General features: G+C 38.8%; 21 protein-coding genes and 2 tRNA genes. 3 read left to right on the top strand and 20 right to left on the bottom strand.

Going from position 1 to position 19,985, the window contains the following annotated elements:
• Window positions 1-26: 26 nt before the first annotated feature.
• Entirely contained in the window at window positions 27-308 is a 282-nt protein-coding gene (locus JZO85_RS15185; RefSeq protein ID WP_488350010.1) for a DUF7662 domain-containing protein, read from the bottom strand.
• Window positions 309-417: 109 nt separating this feature from the next.
• On the opposite strand from JZO85_RS15185, the gene JZO85_RS15190 reads away from it, so the two are divergent.
• Window positions 418-1,059: a YigZ family protein gene (locus tag JZO85_RS15190; protein ID WP_207109369.1), complete on the top strand. Its 642-nt coding sequence runs from the start codon at window positions 418-420 to the stop codon at window positions 1,057-1,059.
• 10 nt (window positions 1,060-1,069) lie between these two features.
• On the opposite strand, the gene JZO85_RS15195 is transcribed toward JZO85_RS15190, so the two are convergent.
• Window positions 1,070-1,774, bottom strand: coding sequence for a UTRA domain-containing protein (locus JZO85_RS15195; RefSeq protein WP_207109370.1), 705 nt, complete (start codon window positions 1,772-1,774; stop codon window positions 1,070-1,072).
• A 144-nt stretch (window positions 1,775-1,918) separates the two neighbouring features.
• On the bottom strand, window positions 1,919-6,160 hold the full coding sequence (locus tag JZO85_RS15200; RefSeq protein ID WP_207109371.1) for a 2-hydroxyacyl-CoA dehydratase: 4,242 nt from the start codon (window positions 6,158-6,160) through the stop codon (window positions 1,919-1,921).
• A gap of 177 nt (window positions 6,161-6,337) precedes the next feature.
• Between JZO85_RS15200 and JZO85_RS15205 the strand changes: the two genes are divergently transcribed.
• Entirely contained in the window at window positions 6,338-6,946 is a 609-nt protein-coding gene (locus tag JZO85_RS15205) for a TetR/AcrR family transcriptional regulator (protein ID WP_207109372.1), read from the top strand.
• Window positions 6,947-6,988: 42 nt separating this feature from the next.
• On the opposite strand, the gene JZO85_RS15210 is transcribed toward JZO85_RS15205, so the two are convergent.
• Window positions 6,989-7,159, bottom strand: coding sequence for a hypothetical protein (locus tag JZO85_RS15210; RefSeq protein WP_207109373.1), 171 nt, complete (start codon window positions 7,157-7,159; stop codon window positions 6,989-6,991).
• A 208-nt stretch (window positions 7,160-7,367) separates the two neighbouring features.
• On the opposite strand from JZO85_RS15210, the gene JZO85_RS15215 reads away from it, so the two are divergent.
• Window positions 7,368-8,243, top strand: coding sequence for a helix-turn-helix domain-containing protein (locus tag JZO85_RS15215; RefSeq protein WP_207109374.1), 876 nt, complete (start codon window positions 7,368-7,370; stop codon window positions 8,241-8,243).
• A gap of 62 nt (window positions 8,244-8,305) precedes the next feature.
• Here the strand turns inward: JZO85_RS15215 and JZO85_RS15220 are convergent.
• The 16 genes from JZO85_RS15220 to JZO85_RS15295 all read right to left on the bottom strand — a co-directional run bounded on the left by JZO85_RS15220 (window position 8,306) and on the right by JZO85_RS15295 (window position 19,981).
• A tRNA-Gln gene (locus tag JZO85_RS15220) sits at window positions 8,306-8,377 on the bottom strand.
• Between the two features lie 3 nt (window positions 8,378-8,380).
• Window positions 8,381-8,464 (bottom strand) — tRNA-Tyr (locus JZO85_RS15225).
• Window positions 8,465-8,546: 82 nt separating this feature from the next.
• Window positions 8,547-8,777, bottom strand: coding sequence for a DUF2969 family protein (locus JZO85_RS15230; protein WP_207109375.1), 231 nt, complete (start codon window positions 8,775-8,777; stop codon window positions 8,547-8,549).
• 75 nt (window positions 8,778-8,852) lie between these two features.
• The gene (locus JZO85_RS15235) at window positions 8,853-9,497 is read right to left on the bottom strand and encodes a CBS and ACT domain-containing protein (protein WP_207109376.1); all 645 of its coding nucleotides are present in this window, start codon (window positions 9,495-9,497) and stop codon (window positions 8,853-8,855) included.
• Window positions 9,498-9,500: 3 nt separating this feature from the next.
• Window positions 9,501-10,202, bottom strand: a complete 702-nt coding sequence (locus JZO85_RS15240) for an ABC transporter ATP-binding protein (RefSeq protein WP_207109377.1) — start codon at window positions 10,200-10,202, stop codon at window positions 9,501-9,503.
• Window positions 10,202-10,978, bottom strand: coding sequence for an ABC transporter ATP-binding protein (locus tag JZO85_RS15245; protein ID WP_207109378.1), 777 nt, complete (start codon window positions 10,976-10,978; stop codon window positions 10,202-10,204). Before JZO85_RS15245 ends, JZO85_RS15240 begins: the two co-directional genes overlap by 1 nt.
• The gene (locus JZO85_RS15250; RefSeq protein ID WP_207109379.1) at window positions 10,959-11,933 is read right to left on the bottom strand and encodes a branched-chain amino acid ABC transporter permease; all 975 of its coding nucleotides are present in this window, start codon (window positions 11,931-11,933) and stop codon (window positions 10,959-10,961) included. The genes JZO85_RS15245 and JZO85_RS15250 overlap by 20 nt, the downstream gene beginning before the upstream one ends.
• Window positions 11,934-11,942: 9 nt before the next feature.
• Window positions 11,943-12,821 (bottom strand): branched-chain amino acid ABC transporter permease, encoded by an 879-nt coding sequence (locus tag JZO85_RS15255; RefSeq protein ID WP_207109380.1) that lies wholly within the window; start codon window positions 12,819-12,821, stop codon window positions 11,943-11,945.
• A gap of 116 nt (window positions 12,822-12,937) precedes the next feature.
• Entirely contained in the window at window positions 12,938-14,101 is a 1,164-nt protein-coding gene (locus tag JZO85_RS15260) for an ABC transporter substrate-binding protein (RefSeq protein WP_207109381.1), read from the bottom strand.
• A 462-nt stretch (window positions 14,102-14,563) separates the two neighbouring features.
• Window positions 14,564-14,854, bottom strand: coding sequence for a membrane protein insertion efficiency factor YidD (gene yidD, locus JZO85_RS15265; protein WP_207109382.1), 291 nt, complete (start codon window positions 14,852-14,854; stop codon window positions 14,564-14,566).
• A 246-nt stretch (window positions 14,855-15,100) separates the two neighbouring features.
• Window positions 15,101-15,277 (bottom strand): DNA-directed RNA polymerase subunit beta, encoded by a 177-nt coding sequence (locus tag JZO85_RS15270; protein WP_207109383.1) that lies wholly within the window; start codon window positions 15,275-15,277, stop codon window positions 15,101-15,103.
• An 11-nt stretch (window positions 15,278-15,288) separates the two neighbouring features.
• Window positions 15,289-16,590, bottom strand: a complete 1,302-nt coding sequence (murA, locus tag JZO85_RS15275) for a UDP-N-acetylglucosamine 1-carboxyvinyltransferase (RefSeq protein ID WP_207109384.1) — start codon at window positions 16,588-16,590, stop codon at window positions 15,289-15,291.
• 46 nt (window positions 16,591-16,636) lie between these two features.
• The gene (locus JZO85_RS15280; RefSeq protein ID WP_207109385.1) at window positions 16,637-16,870 is read right to left on the bottom strand and encodes a DUF1146 family protein; all 234 of its coding nucleotides are present in this window, start codon (window positions 16,868-16,870) and stop codon (window positions 16,637-16,639) included.
• A 334-nt stretch (window positions 16,871-17,204) separates the two neighbouring features.
• Window positions 17,205-17,639, bottom strand: a complete 435-nt coding sequence (locus JZO85_RS15285; protein WP_010746747.1) for a F0F1 ATP synthase subunit epsilon — start codon at window positions 17,637-17,639, stop codon at window positions 17,205-17,207.
• A gap of 13 nt (window positions 17,640-17,652) precedes the next feature.
• Window positions 17,653-19,053, bottom strand: coding sequence for a F0F1 ATP synthase subunit beta (gene atpD, locus JZO85_RS15290; RefSeq protein WP_207109386.1), 1,401 nt, complete (start codon window positions 19,051-19,053; stop codon window positions 17,653-17,655).
• Window positions 19,054-19,075: 22 nt separating this feature from the next.
• Window positions 19,076-19,981, bottom strand: coding sequence for a F0F1 ATP synthase subunit gamma (locus JZO85_RS15295; protein ID WP_207109449.1), 906 nt, complete (start codon window positions 19,979-19,981; stop codon window positions 19,076-19,078).
• Between the last annotated feature and the right edge of the window lie 4 nt (window positions 19,982-19,985).

Below are 19,985 nucleotides of genomic sequence, written 5' to 3' on the forward strand. Positions count from 1 at the left end.
GATCAAATCGTCGCACTTCCTTATCCTTATATCAACCAACTTGATTTTACCAATTTGTTAAAGACCACATACTCTTTATTAAGATTCACTTGTACTACTTCATAATTGGCATTCAACCAGCCATAGGCGCCCTTTTCTGGATGACGATAATCATTTGCCCACCAATCTAGATCCCTTCGCGCTGTTTGCGGCAGACCACTGCGGGGAAACAACAGCTCATCAAACTGAGTAAAAGTCAATGTCACCTGAGAGCCATTATTACTTTTCAAATAATGAGTAATCCCATCATATTTTTTTGCACGTGTCATGCTCATCCCTCACCTTCAAACAAAATCATATTGATCAACAGCCTTTAGTTGAAACCTGCCCTGCTTTTCTCCTATACTATAATAGAGAAAACTAAAGTGAGGCAAAATCATGCTGCAAAATTATCGAACCATCAAAGAAGACAATCAACACGAAACAGAAATAAAAAAATCTCGCTTCATTTGTTTTTTGAAGCGCATTGAATCAGAAGAAGAAGCAAAAAACTTCATTCAACAAATCAAAAAGGAGCATTGGAAAGCGAATCATAATTGTAGTGCCTTTGTTTTAGGTGATCGTAATGAAATTCAGCGCTCATCAGATGACGGCGAACCCAGCGGAACCGCCGGTGTTCCTATGCTAGAGGTACTGAAAAAAAATGACCTGATTAATGTTTGTGCTGTCGTAACGCGTTACTTTGGCGGAACCAAACTCGGCGCTGGCGGTTTGATCAGAGCTTATTCAGGTGCTGTTGCCAAAGCGCTAGTTGCTACTGGCATTGTAGAAGGTCGACTGCAACAAGAAATCTTAGTTCAGCTAGACTATCCGCAGTGGGGAAAGATGGAAAATTTCATCACAAATGAACACCTGTCAGTTAAAGATACTCAATTTACGGATCAAGTCGTTGTAACCTGTATGGTAGACGAAAATAAAGTGACTGACTTTGAAAGTCAGGTTACTGATCTGCTAAATGGCCAAGTCAGCTTTAAAACTGGTGAAGTTACTTACCATGAACAATTGATCCAAGAGGTGTAGTCCTCTTGGATCATTTTTCTAAATAAAATTCAAAACGGCTACCGACGTATTGTGTACGCACGTACTCAAATGGACGTCCATCTGCCAAATAAGAAATTTGACGCAGTCTTAAAATGGCATCACCGCGTTTCACAGCTAAATATTCAGCAATTTGTTCAGATGCCAAAATCGCTGATACCGTTTGATTTGCCCGACCTATTTCAAAGCCCTTTTCTTGCAAGCTATGATAAAAAGAATCTGTAATCTCTTCTTTACTAAACCCTTCTATCAGCTTGGCTGGAATACTTGCGACTTCGAAGCAAATCGGCACATCATCAGCGTAACGAATTCGCTCCATGCGCAAAACTTGTTCCCCTTTTTCTAATCCCAATTTTTCTGCTTCACTGGAACTTGCTCGTGAATGAAAAAACGAAATAGTCTTGCTAGAAGGTACTTTCCCCAATGATTCCATGATATCAGTAAAACTGGTCGTCCCACTCATTTTTTCTTGTACTTTCTTACTTGCTACATACGTTCCTGAACCGATCTTTCGTTCTAAAATTCCTTCATCGGATAATGTTTGAATCGCTTGGCGGAGAGTCATTCGACTTACTCCAAATCTCAACGATAATTCTCGTTCAGAAGGCAAGCGAGCACCAACCTTCCATACACCGTTTTCAATTTCATGCTTTAATTGATCATGTATTTGAATATAAACTGGCACTTGATTCGCCACGTTCCGTCACCCCGTTCAATTTTTCTACTTTCATTATAACTGGTATATACCTAATGCACAACAATAATCCTCTATCTCCTTTGCTCATACATCTTTTTTTCAAAATAAAAGAGCAGACCATTTTTAATTGGTCTACTCTTATAACTAATTCTTTACTTCTTCTTTTAATTGCTTGTTGGCAGTCGCCATCATCAAACGAATTCGATTTAATTGATTAACGATTGACACTCCTGGATCATAATCAATCGCAGCAATATTTGACTTCGGATATTGATGACGCAACTCCTTGATGACACCTTTACCAACTACATGGTTTGGCAAACAACCGAATGGTTGCATACAGACAATATTATTAACGCCTGTTTTCAATAGATCGATCATCTCACCCGTCAGGAACCAGCCTTCTCCAGTATGATTCCCAATTGAAAGAATCTTGCTGGCATCTTCAGCCAATTGATAAATAGAATGGATGCCGGTGAAGCGTTCAGAAGCACGCAGGGCTTTATCCATCGGTTTCTCTACGACTTCAATCAGTTTGATCGCCATTTCCGCAATCGTTTTGTTTTTCTTCGGCATTCCCATGTTATCGTATTTCCAAATTTGGTTATACAAGGAGTAATTCATAAACCCGATCAAATCCGGAACAACAGCTTCAGCACCTTCTTCTTCCAATAAACGTACAATGTCGTTGTTAGCAGTTGGGGAATATTTCACTAAGATTTCACCCACAACACCGACTTTTGGTTTAACTTCATCTGAAATAGGCACCGTATCAAAATCCTTGATGATTTTCTTCATGTTACGATTGAAAATTGTCAACGAGCCATTTCGAACATTGCTTTCAACCTTTTTCAGCCATTCTTCATGCAAAGCATCAATCTGCCCTTTTTCCAACTCATAAGGACGTGTTCGATAAACGACTCGTTCAAATAAATCACCATAAAGGATCGCAACTACAATTCGTTTTAACATCGGCAATGTGTATTTAAAACCTGGATTGCTTTCTACTCCTTTGTTACCTAGAGAAACAGAAACAACCGGAACTTGTGGGAAACCAGCGTCATTTAAAGCCTTCCGCAACAATGGAATATAGTTTGTTGCGCGGCATCCGCCTCCTGTTTGACTCATCATTACACTCGTATTATCTAGATCGTACTCGCCGCTTTGTAAAGCTTCGACAAGTTGCCCAATCGAAATAATCGCCGGATAACAAGAATCATTGTTAACAAATTTTAAACCGACATTGACCGCTTCTCTATCCATCGCTGGTAAACAAACGACATTATAACCTGATGCTTCCAAAGCAACATCAAATAAACCAGATTGGTGAATCGGACTCAGCATAGGTAGCAATAAAGTATGAGTTTTACGCATTTCTTTAGTAAATACGATTTTTTCTGGTTCTTCGAAACGTCGAACTGGTTCGAAATTTGTTTTGTCTCGTTCGTTAACTGCGGCTTTTAATGAACGAAGGCGAATTCTTATCGCACCAAGATTAGATCCTTCATCGATTTTCAGAACAGTATAGATTTTGCCATATTGTTCCATGATTTCTTCTACTTGGTCCGTCGTGACCGCATCAAGTCCACAACCAAATGAATTCAATTGAACAAGCTCAAGATTCTTCGATTTTGCAACGACACGGGCTGCTGCATATAAACGAGAATGATAGACCCATTGATTAACCACGCGGAGATTTCCAACATCACTTAAATGTGAAATGCTGTCCTCTGTTAAAACATGAAATCCTTCTTGAGTGATTACTTCGGCGATTCCGTGATTGATTTCAGGATCCAAATGATAGGGGCGGCCAGAAAGAACCACACCGCGCTCGCCTTTTTGATTCAACATCAATAGAGTCTCTTCACCCTTTTGTCGGATCTCCTCTTTAAATATTTTTAATTCCTCATACGCATGATGCAGTGCTTGATTGATTTCTTCTTGTGTAATCCCCAAGTCTTGGAAACAGCGACCTAAGACTGCCGCTACTGATTGTTCATTTGCTAAATTCAAATACGGATTACGATAATCAACCTTGCCTTCACGAATATCATCCACGTTGTTGCGAATTACATCTGGATAGCTTTGAACGATTGGGCAGTTAAAATGATTATCTGCTTCTTTAGATTCTTCCTGTTCAAATACTACACCAGGATAGAAAATCATTGGCACACCGTCATCAATCAAGGCTTGAATATGACCGTGAGCGATTTTTGCAGGATAGCAAGCTGTGTCACTAGGGATTGTTTCCATCCCCTGCTCATACAGTTCCTTGTTTGAACGCGGCGATAATTTTACGCGAAAACCCAGATCACTAAAAAGTGTATGCCACAGTGGATAATTCTCATACATGTTAAGAACACGAGGAATTCCAATTTCACCGCGAACCGCATCCTTCTTGCGTAACGGACGATATTTGAATAAACGTCGATATTTATAATCCACCAAATTAACTTTTTTATCTTCTCGCTTAATTTTGATTCGCGCACCGCGTTCGCAACGATTGCCAGTAATAAACTGACGACCGTCTGAGAATAAAGTGACTGTCATCATGCAGTTATTTTCACATAGTCCGCAATGAGTGAACTCCTTTTCTGCAGTGAAGCTATCGATTTCGGCTAAAGATAAGGTTTCAGTTTTTTCACCCAGCTCGTAATCTTCCATAGCAATCAAAGCCGCCCCAAATGCCCCCATTAAACCAGCTATCGATGGGCGAACAACTTCTCGACCAGTTACCATTTCAAAAGCACGCAGTACAGCCTCATTGTAGAAGGTTCCACCTTGACAGACGATCTTTTCACCCAGCTCCTCTGGTCGGCGTACTTTGATTACTTTATAGATAGCATTCTTAATAACAGAATAAGACAATCCCGCTGAGATATCACCAACAGTGGCGCCTTCTTTTTGCACTTGCTTTACTTTAGAATTCATGAAGACTGTACAACGAGAACCTAAATCAACTGGAGCCTTCGATTTCAAGGCTGCTTGAGCAAAATCCTCCACTCGATAATTCAACGATTTAGCAAACGTCTCAATAAAAGATCCGCACCCCGAAGAACACGCTTCATTCAGTTGGATCGAAGACAATGCACCTTCTTTGATAGTCATAGCCTTCATATCTTGACCACCAATGTCTAGGATAAAATCAACGCCTGGCTGAAAGTGATTCGCCGCTTTATAGTGCGCCATTGTCTCAACTTCACCGATGTCCACCTTCAAGGCATTTTTAATCAATTGTTCCCCATACCCAGTTACTGCGGATTTTCCGATAAATACATTTTCAGGTAATTTCTTATACAGATCTTTTAATACTGTCATAGTTGTTTCTAAAGGTTGCCCTTGGTTGTTTCCATAAAATGAATACATCAAGTTTCCACTATCATCGATCAAAGCAACTTTAGTCGTCGTCGAACCCGCATCGATTCCTAAGAATGCTACTCCTTCATGATCTGTCAAACTCTTTTCCTTAGCTTGCGCTTGACCATGCCGCATACGAAAATCTGCCAAATCTGCTTCATCTTCAAATAATCGTTCCAAGGTATCTGAAGGAGACAAATGCCCTTCTTCAGCAGTCGTCAAACGATGCAATAACGCTTCTAACGAAGTCACTTCTGCTTCCTCTGAGTAAAAAGCGGCACCCATCGCAACAAAAAGCTGTGGGTTTTCTGGAAAAATTACATTCTCTGGTGCGATATCCAATGTCTCGATAAAACGTTGACGAAGCTCGGACATGAAAAATAATGGTCCGCCAAGAAATGCGATATTCCCTTTAATTTTTCGACCAGCTGCCAAACCAGCAATTGTTTGATTAACAACTGCTTGAAAAATACTTGCAGCAATATCTTCTTTTGCCGCTCCCTCATTAATCAATGGCTGTACATCTGTTTTTGCAAACACTCCACAACGGGAAGCGATTGGATAAATCGTCTTATATTTCTTTGCTAGTTCATTCACACCGTTGGCATCGGTCTTCAATAAAACTGCCATCTGGTCGATAAAAGCCCCTGTACCACCCGCACAGCTCCCGTTCATGCGTTGTTCCAATGCGCCTTCAAAAAAAGTGATTTTCGCGTCTTCTCCACCCAACTCAATGGCTACATCTGTTTCAGGAATAATTTCCTCAACTGTGCGTGTACACGCGATTACCTCTTGAACAAAAGGTATTTCTAAAACATCCGCTAAACCCATCCCGCCAGATCCTGTGATGCTCATGGTCATTTTTTGATTGCCGATCACTACTTCAGCTTCTCGCAGCACACGTTCTGTGGCAGCTTTCACATCTGAAAAGTGTCGTTCATACTTTGCAAACAGACTCTCGTTTTGTTCATTTAAAATGACCAACTTGACGGTTGTAGAGCCAACATCAATCCCCGCTCGTAATGTCATAATTATTCCTACCTTCCATTTTTAACAACACATGTTGATTAACTTACAAAGTGTTTGTTATACTACTCACGTATATTCTAAAAACATTTCGAACGTTATGCAATACTCAAAACCGTTTCATTCGTGTGATAAGCAACAATTCAAAGAAATCTGTTGCAAAACTGAAAGGATTTTACTATGGTAAAAAAAATCGACCTACGTGTTAAGCGCACCAATAAAATGATTATGGAAGCTTTTATTCATTTAGTAGAAATAAAAGGATACGACAATATCACCATACAAGAAATCGCTGATGAAGCAATGATCAATCGTGCTACCTTTTATGCTCATTTCAAAGATAAGCAGGATCTCTACGATCAAATTTTTAAACAAGCTATCGATGCATTCACTGCTGTCCTTGATCCTGACCAAATTGTTCAGGGCAACCGTTTGAAGGTTCGTAAAATTGAAATGGTACTAAAAAATATTTATGAGCAAATTCAAGCCAATAGAAAATTCTTTTTAACTATCATGGATGCCTCAGGAAATGAAATCTTACGGAAAAAAGTTGCCGAAATTTTAAATGAGAAATATTCCCATGTTTTTAAACGTTTGAAAATTACTGAGAACGATATTGAAGTTCCTTTAGACTTTATCATTGAATACATGACTTCGATTTTTGTTGGCACCTTGCATTGGTGGATCACTAGTGAGACAACCATGAGCGCTGATAGTTTATCTAAGCTAGTTATCAAATTGGTTGGCAATGGACACTTAACTATTTTAGGCATTGAAATCGATCACTAAAGAAAAAGCGCTCAGAAAATCTGAGCGCTTTTTCTTTGTTTCTTAATGATTTTTAGATTTCCATTTGATCGTATGACGAGTCGGACGAACAGAACGCACACGAGGTGCCTTCCCTTTTTCTTTAGTTATCTCTAAAGAATTGTCTTTGATCGTGCTGTAAATTTTTGCCACAGTATCGGTTAACATTTCTTTGACTTCCTCAACTTTATTCATCGTTTTTTCCCCCTTTTAATATTAAAAAAATTCTTCCATTTAAATGTATCTCATATTTTGAAAGGCATCAAGCAAGAAAACTTCTCTTATCCTAAATCCTAGTTTATCAACACTCTACGCAAAGTAGAGTCGGGTTTTCGCTGAATTTTCTATCAATTTTATTAATAATTCGCTATGCTTATCTTATCAATATGAAAGAGGCTATTAAATGGAAAACTTTTTAGGGAAACAATTAAAAAACTATCGTCAACGAAACGAGCTAACGCAAAAACAATTAGCCAATATTTTATATGTATCTGATCGAACTGTTTCTAAATGGGAGCGCGGAGCTGGGTATCCCGACATCAGCACGCTAAAACATATTGCTCAATTGTTAGATCTTTCATTAGACAATCTTTTGAATGAACAAGATCCAGAGTTATATTTCGAATACCGCTCGAACATTCTTCTGTTTAATCTACCCTTGCTGCATATCATTGTCCCAAATCTTTCAGAGATGTTATGGCATAATCGCAGATTTGCTATTAGTTCATTGAAGCATAAAAGGCAACTGATTCCAACTGCACAAGGGATATTTAGTGTTGGGGTGTTTTCATCAGGAATTTTTTCACTTGGTGTTTTCACGAAAGGATTTTTTTCGATCGGCTTGCTATCCTTAGGTATATTTTCAGCAGGGCTTTTATCGTTCGGGCTTTTTACCGCCGGAAATATAGCTTTGGGAGCCATTGCATTTGGCAATCTCGCTATCGGTTTGTTCGCTTTAGGAAATTTAGTTATTGGTGGTTTTAGCTTAGGAAACTTCGCCTTAGGATATCTTGCTATCGGCAGTAGAGCATTCGGGGCTTACACCAGTATCCTGCCCGCGCACAGTAATCTACCAGAAATTACTCAGGCATTAACTAATTTGCAGAATGACGTTCCGCAAATTATCCAAAAGGTGCTTATTGAGCCGCTTTTATCAATAATCAATCCTTCAGTATTTCCTTATGTGGCAATAAACTTCATTCTTTTCATCGTCTTTTTACTTTGCATCGCATGCTTTTGGGGACTTTTGAGGATACGAAATCGCGGCACGAATTGTTAAATATATTTGTTATATGAAAACACAAAAAAAGTGAGTTGCTCCTGCAACTCACTTAAAAACTACTGGGGTAGCTGGATTCGAACCAACGCATGAGGGAGTCAAAGTCCCTTGCCTTACCGCTTGGCTATACCCCACAATGGTGGAGGAGAGTGGATTCGAACCACTGAACCCTAAGGAACGGATTTACAGTCCGTCGCGTTTAGCCACTTCGCTACTCCTCCAATTAGGTTTTTTTATTATTTAAAAACCCGACTCAGTTATAATACCTAATCTTTAAAAAAAATGCAAGTACTTTTTCAAAAATTATTCATGTAAATTCCAGTTACGAATCAAGGCTTCTATTCCATCATCTAAAGTCCTGTAATTCCCTAATAAATGCCCGTCATTATAGGCTTGAAAATTTTTATTTTCAGGAATGATTTCACCAATAATTTTTTTACCGATTACTAATTGAGTAACAATTTGTTTTTTGCCACCAACCGTACGCTCTTCTTCTTTAATCTGAACCTGTATATCTTTGTTCTTTTTAGACATAGTTTCCCCTCCGTCCAGCATATTTTATCATACTCCAAAAGAAAAGGACAACTGATCACTCAGTCATCCCTAAATCTAGGGCTGTGTGATTGCCGCACGGACAACTTCATACCCATTATCTGTTAACAATTGTTTGATTTTTTCTGTTTCTTTGCTGGCGATTTGAATTTCTACTCTCGTTGCTTTTGCTTGATGATCTACAATAACAGTCAGAATACTGAAATCATTATCCGCCAAAATTTTGGAAACGGCCGCTAACACACCTTTTTTATCCTCTAAAATCTTCAATTGGATACGTGTTCCACCTTCATGATAGCCTGTTAACTTTAAGAAGGCATCGAAGATATCATTATTAGTGATAATACCCACCAATTTTTCTTTATCTAATACAGGAAGTACATTAATTTTATTTTGACGCATTAAGTAAATTCCGTCCTCTAACTCCGCATCAGGAGCAATCGTTTTGACGTCCTTAATCATTACGTCTGATACAACCGTTTTATTCAGCAAATAATTGACCTCATAGACACTCAAGCTGGTTGCTTTTGAAGGCAGAGACTCCTGAATCGTTCCTTCAGTGATCAAGCCTACTAACTTCTCATTATCAATAACTGGTAAACGATGGATATCATATTTCTTCATCAAATCAACAGCGTCAAATATTTTAGTATTTGGTGTGACTGTCACTAAATTTTCTGTCATAAAATCTTTTACACTCATGTTTTATCCTCCTAGATAAGCTTTTTTCACTTCTTCACTCTCTAGCAACTCTTGACCTGTCCCTGATAAGACTACCTTACCAGTTTCCAATACATAGCCGCGGTCAGCGATCGATAAAGCCATCTTAGCATTTTGTTCGATCAATAAAACGGTCGTTCCTTGTTTTTGAATCTCTTGAATGATATTAAAAATTTCTTGAATAAAAATCGGTGCTAATCCCATTGAGGGCTCATCTAACAATAATAAACGCGGTTTTGACATTAATGCACGTCCCATTGCTAACATCTGCTGCTCACCACCGGAGAGCGTTGATGCATCCTGGTTTAAACGCTCTTTCAAGATCGGAAACTTTTCATAAACATGTTCATAGTCTTTTTGTATATCATTGTCTTTTCTTAAATAGGCACCCATTTCTAGGTTTTCTAAAACAGTTAACCCAGGGAAAACGTGCCGACCTTCAGGTACTTGGGAAATTCCTTGAGCAACAATTCTTCTTGGTGCTTTCTTTTGAATAGGTGCGCCCTCAAAAGTAATCGTCCCTTTAGATGGCTGATTTAAACCAGAGATCGTCCGCAAAATTGTCGTTTTTCCGGCACCATTTGCTCCAATCAGTGAAACAATCTCTCCTTGATTTACTTCAAAACTAACATCTCGTACTGCTTGAATCATGCCGTAATGAACCGAAAGATTTTCAATTTTCAGCATTATAGCTCACCTCCGAGATAGGCTTTAATAACTTCTGGATTATTCTTGATTTCTTCTGGAACGCCTTCCGCTAAAATACGCCCATATTCCAAAACATAAATTCGCTCACACACATCCATTACTAGACTCATATCATGCTCAATCAATAGAATTGTGATCTGGAATTCCTCTTGGATTTTTCGAATCAACAAGGTCAAAGCTGCTGTCTCTTGCGGATTCATTCCTGCCGCAGGCTCATCTAAGAAAAGAATCTTTGGTTTCGTAGCCAACGCGCGAACAATCTCTAAGCGCCGTTGTTCACCATAAGGCAAATTGCGTGCTAAATTTTCTGCCTTATCTTGCAGATCAAAAATCGTTAATAATTTCAACGCTTCTTCTTTCAGACTGTCTTCTTTATTGTAGAAAGAAGGTAGACGCAGAACACTAGAGAAAAAGCCTTCTTTATTTTTACTGTTCATAGCAATCAATACATTATCCAAAACAGTCAGGTCTTTAAATAGACGGATATTTTGAAATGTTCGACTCAACCCAAGATCAGCTATTTTGTATGGTTTCTGACCATTCAAACGGTGACTCTCACCATCTACTTCTAGTAAAACATCACCTTCACTTGGCTCATAGACACCTGTAATCAGATTAAACAACGTCGTTTTTCCGGCACCATTCGGACCGATCAAGCCGACTAATTGATTTTCTTCTAATGCGATATTGACATTGGAGACCGCCGCCAAACCGCCAAAGTTTTTGGTTAACTCTTTAATTTCCAACAGAGGCATTCTGGTCATCTCCCTTTTTGAACTTATCTAAAATTTTCTTTACGGATACTTCTTTTGTACCTAATAATCCGCCAGGCTTAAAGATCATTAGAATAATCAATGCGAATGCGTAAATAATCATCCGTAATGTACCAAAGTCTTGTAGATACATATTGATGATACCCAAAAGAATCGCTGCAATAAATGTCCCAGTCACACTACCAATGCCGCCTAGTACAACTAAAATCAGAATATCAACTGATTTGGTAAAAGCAAAGTCTTTCGGTGCAATCGACTGTAGATATCCAGCATACAATGAACCAGCAATACTAGCTGTCATAGCCCCAAATGTAAAGGCCATTACCTTGTACTTAGTTGTATTAACTCCCATTGCTTCAGCTGCGATTTCGTCTTCACGGATCGCCATAGTTGCACGTCCTGCACCTGAACGAATATAGTTTACGATAAATAATGTCGTAATCGCCATAAAACCATAAACCATTTGCCAATCAACAAAAGGCTCAATACCGAATAAACCAGAAGGCCCATTTGTAATTTCTTTAAAGTTGATCAGTAAAATACGAATAATTTCTGCTACACCTAATGTTGCGATTGCAAGATAATCTCCGCTTAAACGCAAAGTCGGAATTCCAACTGCTACAGCTACGACTCCAGCCAAAATGACTCCTACTGCCATACCTAAGAAAAAACCGGCGTATGTTGGCATACTCATAGAAACTAATGCAGCGCCATAAGCACCGATCGCCATAAATCCAGCATGCCCCAAAGAAAATTGACCAGAAAAGCCGATGATCAAATTCAAACCAACGGCTAAAATCACATTGATCCCGATTTGAACAATGATACTGTCTAGAAACAAGTTGACTAAACCAGCCGAATAAGCGATATATAATGCCGCGTACCCAATCACGATTAAAGCTAGCCAAATCAAATTGTATTTCAAATTCTTTTTCATTTGATCCACCTACACTTTCTCTTTCACATGTTTGCCTAAGATACCGGCCGGACGAACTAATAAAATCAAAATCAATACAGCATACACTACTGCATCTTTAAAATCAGAGAAACCTAACGCCGTAGTTAACGTTTCAATCAAACCAATTACAAAGCCGCCAATCGCAGCACCTGGAATAATTCCGATCCCGCCTAATACCGCTGCAATAAATGACTTCAAACCAGGAATATAGCCCATCATCGGGTCAATCGAGTTGTAATACAAACCGATCATCATTCCTCCAGCTGCAGCCAACGCTGATCCTAAAGCGAACGTGAAGGAAATCGTACGGTTTACATCAATTCCCATCAACTGAGCAGCATCCGTATCAACACTTACCGCACGCATCGCTTTTCCCATTTTCGTTTTCTGAACGATTAAGTTCAAAGCAATCATTAAGAACACTGATAAGCCCAAAATCAGCAACTGAATATTTGAAACGCTCAAGAATCCAATTTTGTAAACTTGTAGCTTGATCGCTTGCGGAAATGGTCGTGTCGTTGAACTGAAGAAATAAATCATTGTATTTTGTAATAGATATGAAACACCAATCGCTGTGATCAATGCCGCGATTCGTGTTGAGTTTCTCAATGGTCGATACGCTAAAAATTCAATCACAACACCTAAAATGGCACTGCCCAACATCGACAAGACTAAGGCTGGAAAGAACCCCATATTGAACTGATTGATTAAAAAGTACCCTATGAAGGAACCAATCATATAAATTTCGCCATGAGCAAAGTTAATTAATTTAATAATTCCGTAAACCATAGTATACCCCAATGCCATCAATGCATAGACGCTACCTAGGAAAAGCCCATTGACGATTTGCTGAATAAATACTTCCATCTTTATCACATCACTTTTCAAAAAAATAGAGTAGCCGCTTAGTAGCGGCTTTAATTCTTAAAAGGGAGCGTACCAAAGTCCATTGGCACACTCCCTTGCCTGCTGTTCCCAAGTAATTAAGGATTAACGGTTTCAGCAGAAGTTTCTTTCCCATCTGTAAGGCCAAGAACAACCGCTGATTTTACAGGATTATGTTCCTTGTCCATTGAAATCTTACCAGTAACACCTTCAAAATCTTTCAAATTCGCAAGACCCTTATCAATTGCTTCTGGTGTTGCTTTTCCTTCATCCTCAATTGCTTGTTTGATCATATAAACAGAATCATATGCCAAAGCGTTGAATGAAGATGGCTGCTTACTGTATTTCTTCTCAAAAGCTTTTACAAACGGTTCAACTTTATCCGTTGCTGGAGCTTTTGTTGAGAAGTGCCCTGTGTAATAAACATTTTTAACGTTGTTCGCGCCTGCTGTTTCAACTAATTTTTCATCACCGAAGCCATCAGCACCAATGATTGGTTGTTCAATTCCCATTTCACGTGCTTGCTTGATAATCAAACCAGCTTCTGTGTAATAACCTGGAATATAGATAACGTTAAAGTCTTTGTCTTTGATTTTCGTTAGCATCGCTTGGAAATCCTTGTCTCCTGCAGTAAAGTTCTCCTCTGCTACGATTTTTCCTTTATAAGTCTCTTTAAATGCCTTTTTCAACCCATTCGCGTAATCACTAGAATTATCACCTAAGATTACCGCCTTATCAGCTTTTAAGTTTTCGTCCGCATATTTTGCCAATACAATTCCTTGGAAACTATCTTGGAAACAAGAACGATAAATATAGTCTTGCACTTTCTTCTTTTGAACAGTAATTGCATCATCTGTTCCTGATGGTGTCACAGCTGGTACTTTAGCTTTTGACAAATTCGGTAAAGTCGCCTTTGTTGCACCTGATGTCGCTGGTCCAACGATTGCAACAACTTCATCTTTTGTTGTTAAGTTCGCAGCTACAGATGCGGCCTCATTATTATCTGATTTGTTGTCTTTCGAAATATATTCAATTTTCTTTCCATCAATTCCGCCATCTTTATTGATTTCTTCAACAGCTAATTTGACGCCTTCATTTTCCGCTTCACCATATGCAGCTACAGCACCAGATAATTCAAAGTTTCCACCGATTTTGATTGTCTTCGCATCTTCCCCGCCGCTGCTATCGTTAGCTTTAGGCGAACCACATGCGCCAAATAGAAACAACCCTGCTGCTAAAGCAGCTACTGTTCTTTTCTTCATCCTGTTTCCCCCTAATAAAATAATGATAAATCGTTAAGATAATAAAGAATATATAGGAAAAAACTCTCACTGTCAATTAAATTTTCTGAATATTTTAATAATTCAGCAATACTCAAACAATTTATAGCGCTTACAATACTGAGAACACTTCATCAAATAACTAAAAAAAAAGTAATCCAACTTATGAAAAGTCGGATTACTTTATTTAAAATAACTTATTTAACTTATTCTTGAAACAATTTGAGAAAAACTATTGTCACCAAACATTGAAAAAAATTTATATGCATTTGCCTATTTTTGAAAGGCTTTTCTCATACACTTGTCAAAAGGCCGGCTAAACTTGCCTTGTGCTTACAATAACCAATTCAACTTTTTTTCAGTAATTTAGCAAACTTGGTAATAAGGACGTGTTCAGTCTTTCTTTATTTCATCTATCAACAAAGTATCATGAAATAATAGAATCTATGAACGTTCCTGTGGATTCTGATAATTTGGTTCTTCTTTATCCGTTAAATTTTTTCGTAAGGAAAATTTTGCTGGTACATAATCCAAACCAGGTTTAGCAAAGGGATGACACCGCAATATTCGTGATACTCCCATCAAAAAACCTTTAACGCCCCCATGAACTTGTACCGCCTTGATCATATAGCTTGAACATGAAGGATAGTAACGGCAAGATGGTTGCTTTAACGGTGAAATGAATCGCTGATACCCACGCACTAAAAGGATTAATCCTTTTCCTATGAAACTCATTCTCTCACCTCAAACTAAATCATATACTTTCTATTTCACTACAAATTGACTTTTACGTTGAAACTATGTACAGAATTTTTGGATACACGTATGATTATACTAAATCATTTTGTTAATTACTGATAGCTTCTCCTATTTTAGTTCTTCTTTAAATAAACTGTTAAGAAGCAGAATCGATAAAAAAGAAACTGCACCAAAATAGGAACAGCCTCTTCATCAGTCTTCGTTATAAATTTGTTCAAGATACTAATGAACAAATTCTAAAATATGACGCCAAACATCTGGCAATAGCACTTTAAACGGATTACCGCCACCCATTGCTCCATAGCCAATCATACTGCCAATGATGAATAATAAAACACCCGTGAGTAAAATCGCTACGATTCGAATCAAGCTGCGTAAGATATGTTCACCTGAACTCATGTATCCACTCCTTAAGCTAAAACAGTCGCTACGTCAGTTGCTTTCTTACTTTCGTTGTCTACACGTTCCACATCTGCACCTAATTGTTGAAGTTTTTTATGGAATTGATAGTATCCACGATCTAAATATTTTAGATTACGTACACGAGTAATGCCATTTGCTCGCAAACCCGCTAAAACTAAAGCCGCAGCCGCACGTAAATCTGTGGCGTAAACTTCTGCCCCCTGCAACTCTGAAGCGCCTTTGATTAATGCCACATTATTATCAATTTTGACTTGCGCATTCATTCTACGCATTTCTTCTAAATGTTGGAAACGGTTTTCAAAAACTGTTTCTGTCGTAGTACTGATTCCATCTGCGACTAATTGAATAGCTGTCATTTGAGCCTGCATATCTGTTGGAAAACCTGGATGCGGCATTGTTTTGATATCAGTCGCTTTTAACGTCTTAGGACCAATCACGCGCAAACCATCGTTTTCTTCCGTAATCTTAACACCCATTTCAATCAATTTTGAAATCAAGGGACGATTGTGTTCAGGGATCGCGCCATCGATCAAAACATTTCCTTCAGTCATCGCAGCAGCAACCATAAATGTTCCAGCTTCGATCCGATCTTGGACTATTGGATGCGATACTGCATGAAGATGCTCTACACCTTCAATACGCATCGTCTCTGTACCTGCACCATGAATGCTAGCGCCCATTTTGTTCAAGAAGTTTGCCAAATCAACGATTTCAGGTTCACGAGCTACGTTTTCAATCACGGTTGTGCCTTTGGCCTTTACAGCAGCCATCATAATATTTTGAGTTGCACCAACACTTGGGAAATCTAAATAAATTGTATCTCCCACTAGTTCATCAGCAATCGCTTCGATATAACCATTTTTTTGAATGATTTTCGCACCTAACGCTTGGAATCCTTTCAAATGCAGGTCGATTGGACGCTTGCCGATCGCACATCCACCTGGCATCGCCACCTTAGCATGACCATTACGTGCTAATAAAGGTCCCATTACGACAATTGATGCACGCATTTTACTAACATACTCATAAGGTGCCTCCACGTTTAATTGACGTGTTGCATTCACTGTGATTTCTTTACTTTCCTCGTTAAATTCAACATCTGTATTCAAATAACGAATCACTTGATTCATGGTAAAGACATCAGATAAAATCGGAACATTGCTCAAAGTTGATGTTCCTTCTTCAGCCAATAAAGTCGCAGCTAAAATCGGCAGTACGGCATTTTTTGCCCCTTCAATATGTACTGTTCCTTTTAATTGTTTACCACCACGAACGATGATCTCTTCCATTGTATTCCCTCCAAAAAAAGCTAATCGATTTCCTTGTATATGTACCTTAACTAAATGTCAAAAATATATTTTTACACAAAAGAATGATTTCTAAAAAGAATGTGCTGCAAGCAAAACCTAAAGCAATGGACAGCATCAAGATCACAAGCCGTACTTGTGTTTCCTTGAATGCTTTAAAAAGATTTTCTGTGCGCAATGATCTTAGAGCCCAAAAAGCTAAATAGATGAAGGAAAAATGCGAGACGATTCTAACGATTGCATCAATTCCATATACCTGCATAATTCATATCCTTTCAAAAAAAATCAACAGTTGGATTATATCACAGTTTCATGTAAAGAAGAACACTTTGCTCACCCAAAGGACTGTACAGAAACTTTTAAAAAACTTAAAATTTATTTTTTGTTTCTTAACTGTCAAAAGTAATTTTTATTATTCCTAAAAAGTTCTTTAAAAATTTTCATTTAGATTTTTTTGTCAAAACACTAAAAATTTATTAGTGAAATTTGGTATTGATACTTTCAACAAATTTTTACTCAAGGCTATATTCTAATTGCGAGTTACGAATAAAAAAAAGATCATGTCAAAAAAATTTGACATAACCTTTTTCAAAATTTTAACGATGTTTTGAAACCTTAATCCGATTCATCGCACGATGCAAAGCAACTTCGGCACGACTTAGTTGATCCGTGTCTTGTTTTTCACGCGCTTCTTGAATCCGTGCTTCCGCACGCTGTTTGGCTCTTTCAGCACGGGATACGTCGATATCACGTTCGCGTTCGGCCGTGTCAGCAATAATTGTCAACACATTGTCCCGAACCTCCATGATTCCTCCATTAACTGCAATCCAGTCCACGTGTGTATCAGAATCCGTTCGACGAACACGAACCTCATCGATTGCAAGAGGCGCAATGATCGGTGCGTGGTTAGGTAAGATTCCAATTTCACCAGCGACTGTTTTAGCAACAACAATAGTTGCATTATGATCATAGACGTTACCATCCGGAGTAACAACGTTCACTTGCAGAACTTTGTTTTTTTCTTGTTCCATCGGGCACCTCTTTCTAGTAGCCTAAAGTTTTCGCTTTTTCGATTACATCTTCGATTGTACCTACACTACGAAAGGCATCTTCTGGAAGATCATCATATTTTCCTTCAAGGATTTCTTTAAAGCCTTCAACTGTTTTTTCAACAGGCACATATGAACCAGGTTGACCAGTAAATTGTTCGGCTACGTTAAAGTTTTGTGACAAGAAAAATTGAATCCGACGAGCACGAGATACGATTACTTTCTCTTGATCAGACAATTCGTCCATCCCTAAAATGGCGATAATATCTTGTAATTCGCGGTAACGCTGCAAGACACGTTGAACTTCTGTTGCCACACGATAGTGTTCTTCTCCAACGATTTCAGGTGCTAAAGCACTTGAGGATGAGGCCAATGGATCAACGGCCGGATAAATCCCTTGCTCCGTTAATTTACGTTCCAAATTGGTCGTTGCATCCAAATGGGCAAAAGCAGTCGCTGGAGCTGGGTCAGAATAGTCATCGGCTGGTACATAAATGGCTTGAATAGAAGTTATTGAACCTTTTTTCGTTGAAGTGATCCGTTCTTGCAATTGTCCCATTTCAGTCGCCAAAGTTGGTTGATAACCAACAGCTGACGGCATACGACCTAGTAAAGCAGAAACTTCTGAGCCTGCTTGAGTGAACCGGAAGATGTTGTCGATAAACAGCAACACATCTTGTCCTTCTTCATCACGGAAATATTCAGCTAATGTCAAACCTGTTAAGGCAACCCGCATACGCGCACCGGGCGGCTCATTCATTTGTCCGAACACCATAGCCGTTTTCTCGATAACGCCAGAGTCTTTCATTTCATAATAAAGGTCATTTCCTTCACGAGTACGTTCTCCAACACCTGTAAACACTGATATACCACCGTGTTCTTGTGCGATATTATGAATCAGTTCTTGGATCAAGACGGTTTTACCAACACCAGCACCACCGAAAAGTCCGACTTTCCCACCCTTTAAATAAGGTGCTAATAAGTCGATAACTTTGATTCCTGTCTCTAAAATTTCATTACTCGTACTAAGTTCTTCAAAGGCAGGAGCTTTTTTATGAATACCGCTTCTTTCAGTATCTTCTGGAAAAGGCGCATCCTTATCAATTGTTTCCCCCAATACATTAAAGACTCGACCTAGAGTATCTTTACCTACAGGAACAGAAATTGATTTGCCAGTATCGACAACTTCCATCCCTCGTTGCAAACCGTCAGTAGCCTCCATGGCGATTGTGCGAATGACACCATCACCAAGTTCCAAAGCAGCTTCAAGAACGACTTTTGTTTTATCTTTTTTATAAACAATCAACGCATTGTTGATGTCTGGTAAGGATTGATCTAAAGAAAATTCCACGTCGACAACGGGACCAATAACTTGAACAATCTTGCCTGAACTCATGTTTTTTCCTCCAATCTCGAAATTATTCTAATGCGGAAGCCCCGCCGACAATTTCAGTAATCTCTTGGGTGATCGCCGCTTGACGTGCCCGGTTATATGAAATCGTTAAATCATCAATGATAGCACTTGCGTTATCTGTCGCTGTCTTCATCGCTGTCATCCCAGCTGCATGCTCTGCTGTTTTAGCATCAACAATCGCACCATAGATCAGACTTTCTGCATATTGCGGAAGTAATTGATCAAGTATCGCTTCTTTTGAAGGCTCGAATAAATATTCTTCGCGATACGTTTGTGCTTCACTTGGATCTAAGTCAGAAATCGGCAGCATTTTTTCCACCCGGAACTGACTAGATAATGAATTGACGTGATGGTTATAACATACATACAGTTCATCGAAAACCTGATTTTCATACATACTGGTCGTCATAGAGACGATTTTTCGTACTTCATCAAAGCTTGGCTGATCTGATAAATTGCGTAACTCATAAGCTAATTTAACGCCGCGAGCTTTGAAAAAGTCCGCACCGGTTCCACCAATGGCTAACAAAACATATTCATCAGCAGAATCATGATCATCTTCAAGCATCGTCATGGTCTGTTTTAAGATCGAACTATTATAACCGCCGACCAAACCGCCATCAGAAGTAATCACAATATAACCAGTTTTTTTGACTGGACGATTCAACAACATACTGTGATAATTGATGCCGCCTAATTCCCGACCAGAGTTGGCCAACTCAGTCAATTCACTTGCTGTTAAGTGTGTCAGTACTTCACGTACTTTTGAAGCATAAAGTTGAAATTTCGCTGAGTAAGCTTCTGACTTCGTTAATTTAGATGCGGATACCATTTGCATAGCGTTGGTGATTTGACTAGTTTTCTTTGTCGATGCAATCCGTGTTTTGATTTCATTTAAGGATGCCATGATTTGT

It is taken from the genome of Candidatus Enterococcus murrayae, from assembly GCF_017315985.1.
GTDB classification, from domain to species: domain Bacteria; phylum Bacillota; class Bacilli; order Lactobacillales; family Enterococcaceae; genus Enterococcus_A; species Enterococcus_A murrayae.

Bases quoted from the DNA above. Each gene is read 5' to 3' on its own strand.
- JZO85_RS15255 (WP_207109380.1), bottom strand. From the start codon at position 12,821: ATGGAAGTATTTATTCAGCAAATCGTCAATGGGCTTTTCCTAGGTAGC.
- yidD (WP_207109382.1), bottom strand. From the start codon at position 14,854: ATGAGTTTCATAGGAAAAGGATTAATCCTTTTAGTGCGTGGGTATCAG.
- JZO85_RS15235 (WP_207109376.1), bottom strand. From the start codon at position 9,497: ATGAGTGTAAAAGATTTTATGACAGAAAATTTAGTGACAGTCACACCA.
- JZO85_RS15215 (WP_207109374.1), top strand. From the start codon at position 7,368: ATGGAAAACTTTTTAGGGAAACAATTAAAAAACTATCGTCAACGAAAC.
- JZO85_RS15185 (WP_488350010.1), bottom strand. From the start codon at position 308: ATGACACGTGCAAAAAAATATGATGGGATTACTCATTATTTGAAAAGT.
- JZO85_RS15230 (WP_207109375.1), bottom strand. From the start codon at position 8,777: ATGTCTAAAAAGAACAAAGATATACAGGTTCAGATTAAAGAAGAAGAG.
- JZO85_RS15250 (WP_207109379.1), bottom strand. From the start codon at position 11,933: ATGAAAAAGAATTTGAAATACAATTTGATTTGGCTAGCTTTAATCGTG.
- JZO85_RS15245 (WP_207109378.1), bottom strand. From the start codon at position 10,978: ATGCCTCTGTTGGAAATTAAAGAGTTAACCAAAAACTTTGGCGGTTTG.
- JZO85_RS15190 (WP_207109369.1), top strand. From the start codon at position 418: ATGCTGCAAAATTATCGAACCATCAAAGAAGACAATCAACACGAAACA.
- JZO85_RS15260 (WP_207109381.1), bottom strand. From the start codon at position 14,101: ATGAAGAAAAGAACAGTAGCTGCTTTAGCAGCAGGGTTGTTTCTATTT.
- murA (WP_207109384.1), bottom strand. From the start codon at position 16,590: ATGGAAGAGATCATCGTTCGTGGTGGTAAACAATTAAAAGGAACAGTA.
- JZO85_RS15205 (WP_207109372.1), top strand. From the start codon at position 6,338: ATGGTAAAAAAAATCGACCTACGTGTTAAGCGCACCAATAAAATGATT.
- JZO85_RS15210 (WP_207109373.1), bottom strand. From the start codon at position 7,159: ATGAATAAAGTTGAGGAAGTCAAAGAAATGTTAACCGATACTGTGGCA.
- JZO85_RS15200 (WP_207109371.1), bottom strand. From the start codon at position 6,160: ATGACATTACGAGCGGGGATTGATGTTGGCTCTACAACCGTCAAGTTG.
- JZO85_RS15280 (WP_207109385.1), bottom strand. From the start codon at position 16,870: ATGCAGGTATATGGAATTGATGCAATCGTTAGAATCGTCTCGCATTTT.
- JZO85_RS15240 (WP_207109377.1), bottom strand. From the start codon at position 10,202: ATGCTGAAAATTGAAAATCTTTCGGTTCATTACGGCATGATTCAAGCA.
- JZO85_RS15285 (WP_010746747.1), bottom strand. From the start codon at position 17,639: ATGGAACAAGAAAAAAACAAAGTTCTGCAAGTGAACGTTGTTACTCCG.
- atpD (WP_207109386.1), bottom strand. From the start codon at position 19,053: ATGAGTTCAGGCAAGATTGTTCAAGTTATTGGTCCCGTTGTCGACGTG.
- JZO85_RS15270 (WP_207109383.1), bottom strand. From the start codon at position 15,277: ATGAGTTCAGGTGAACATATCTTACGCAGCTTGATTCGAATCGTAGCG.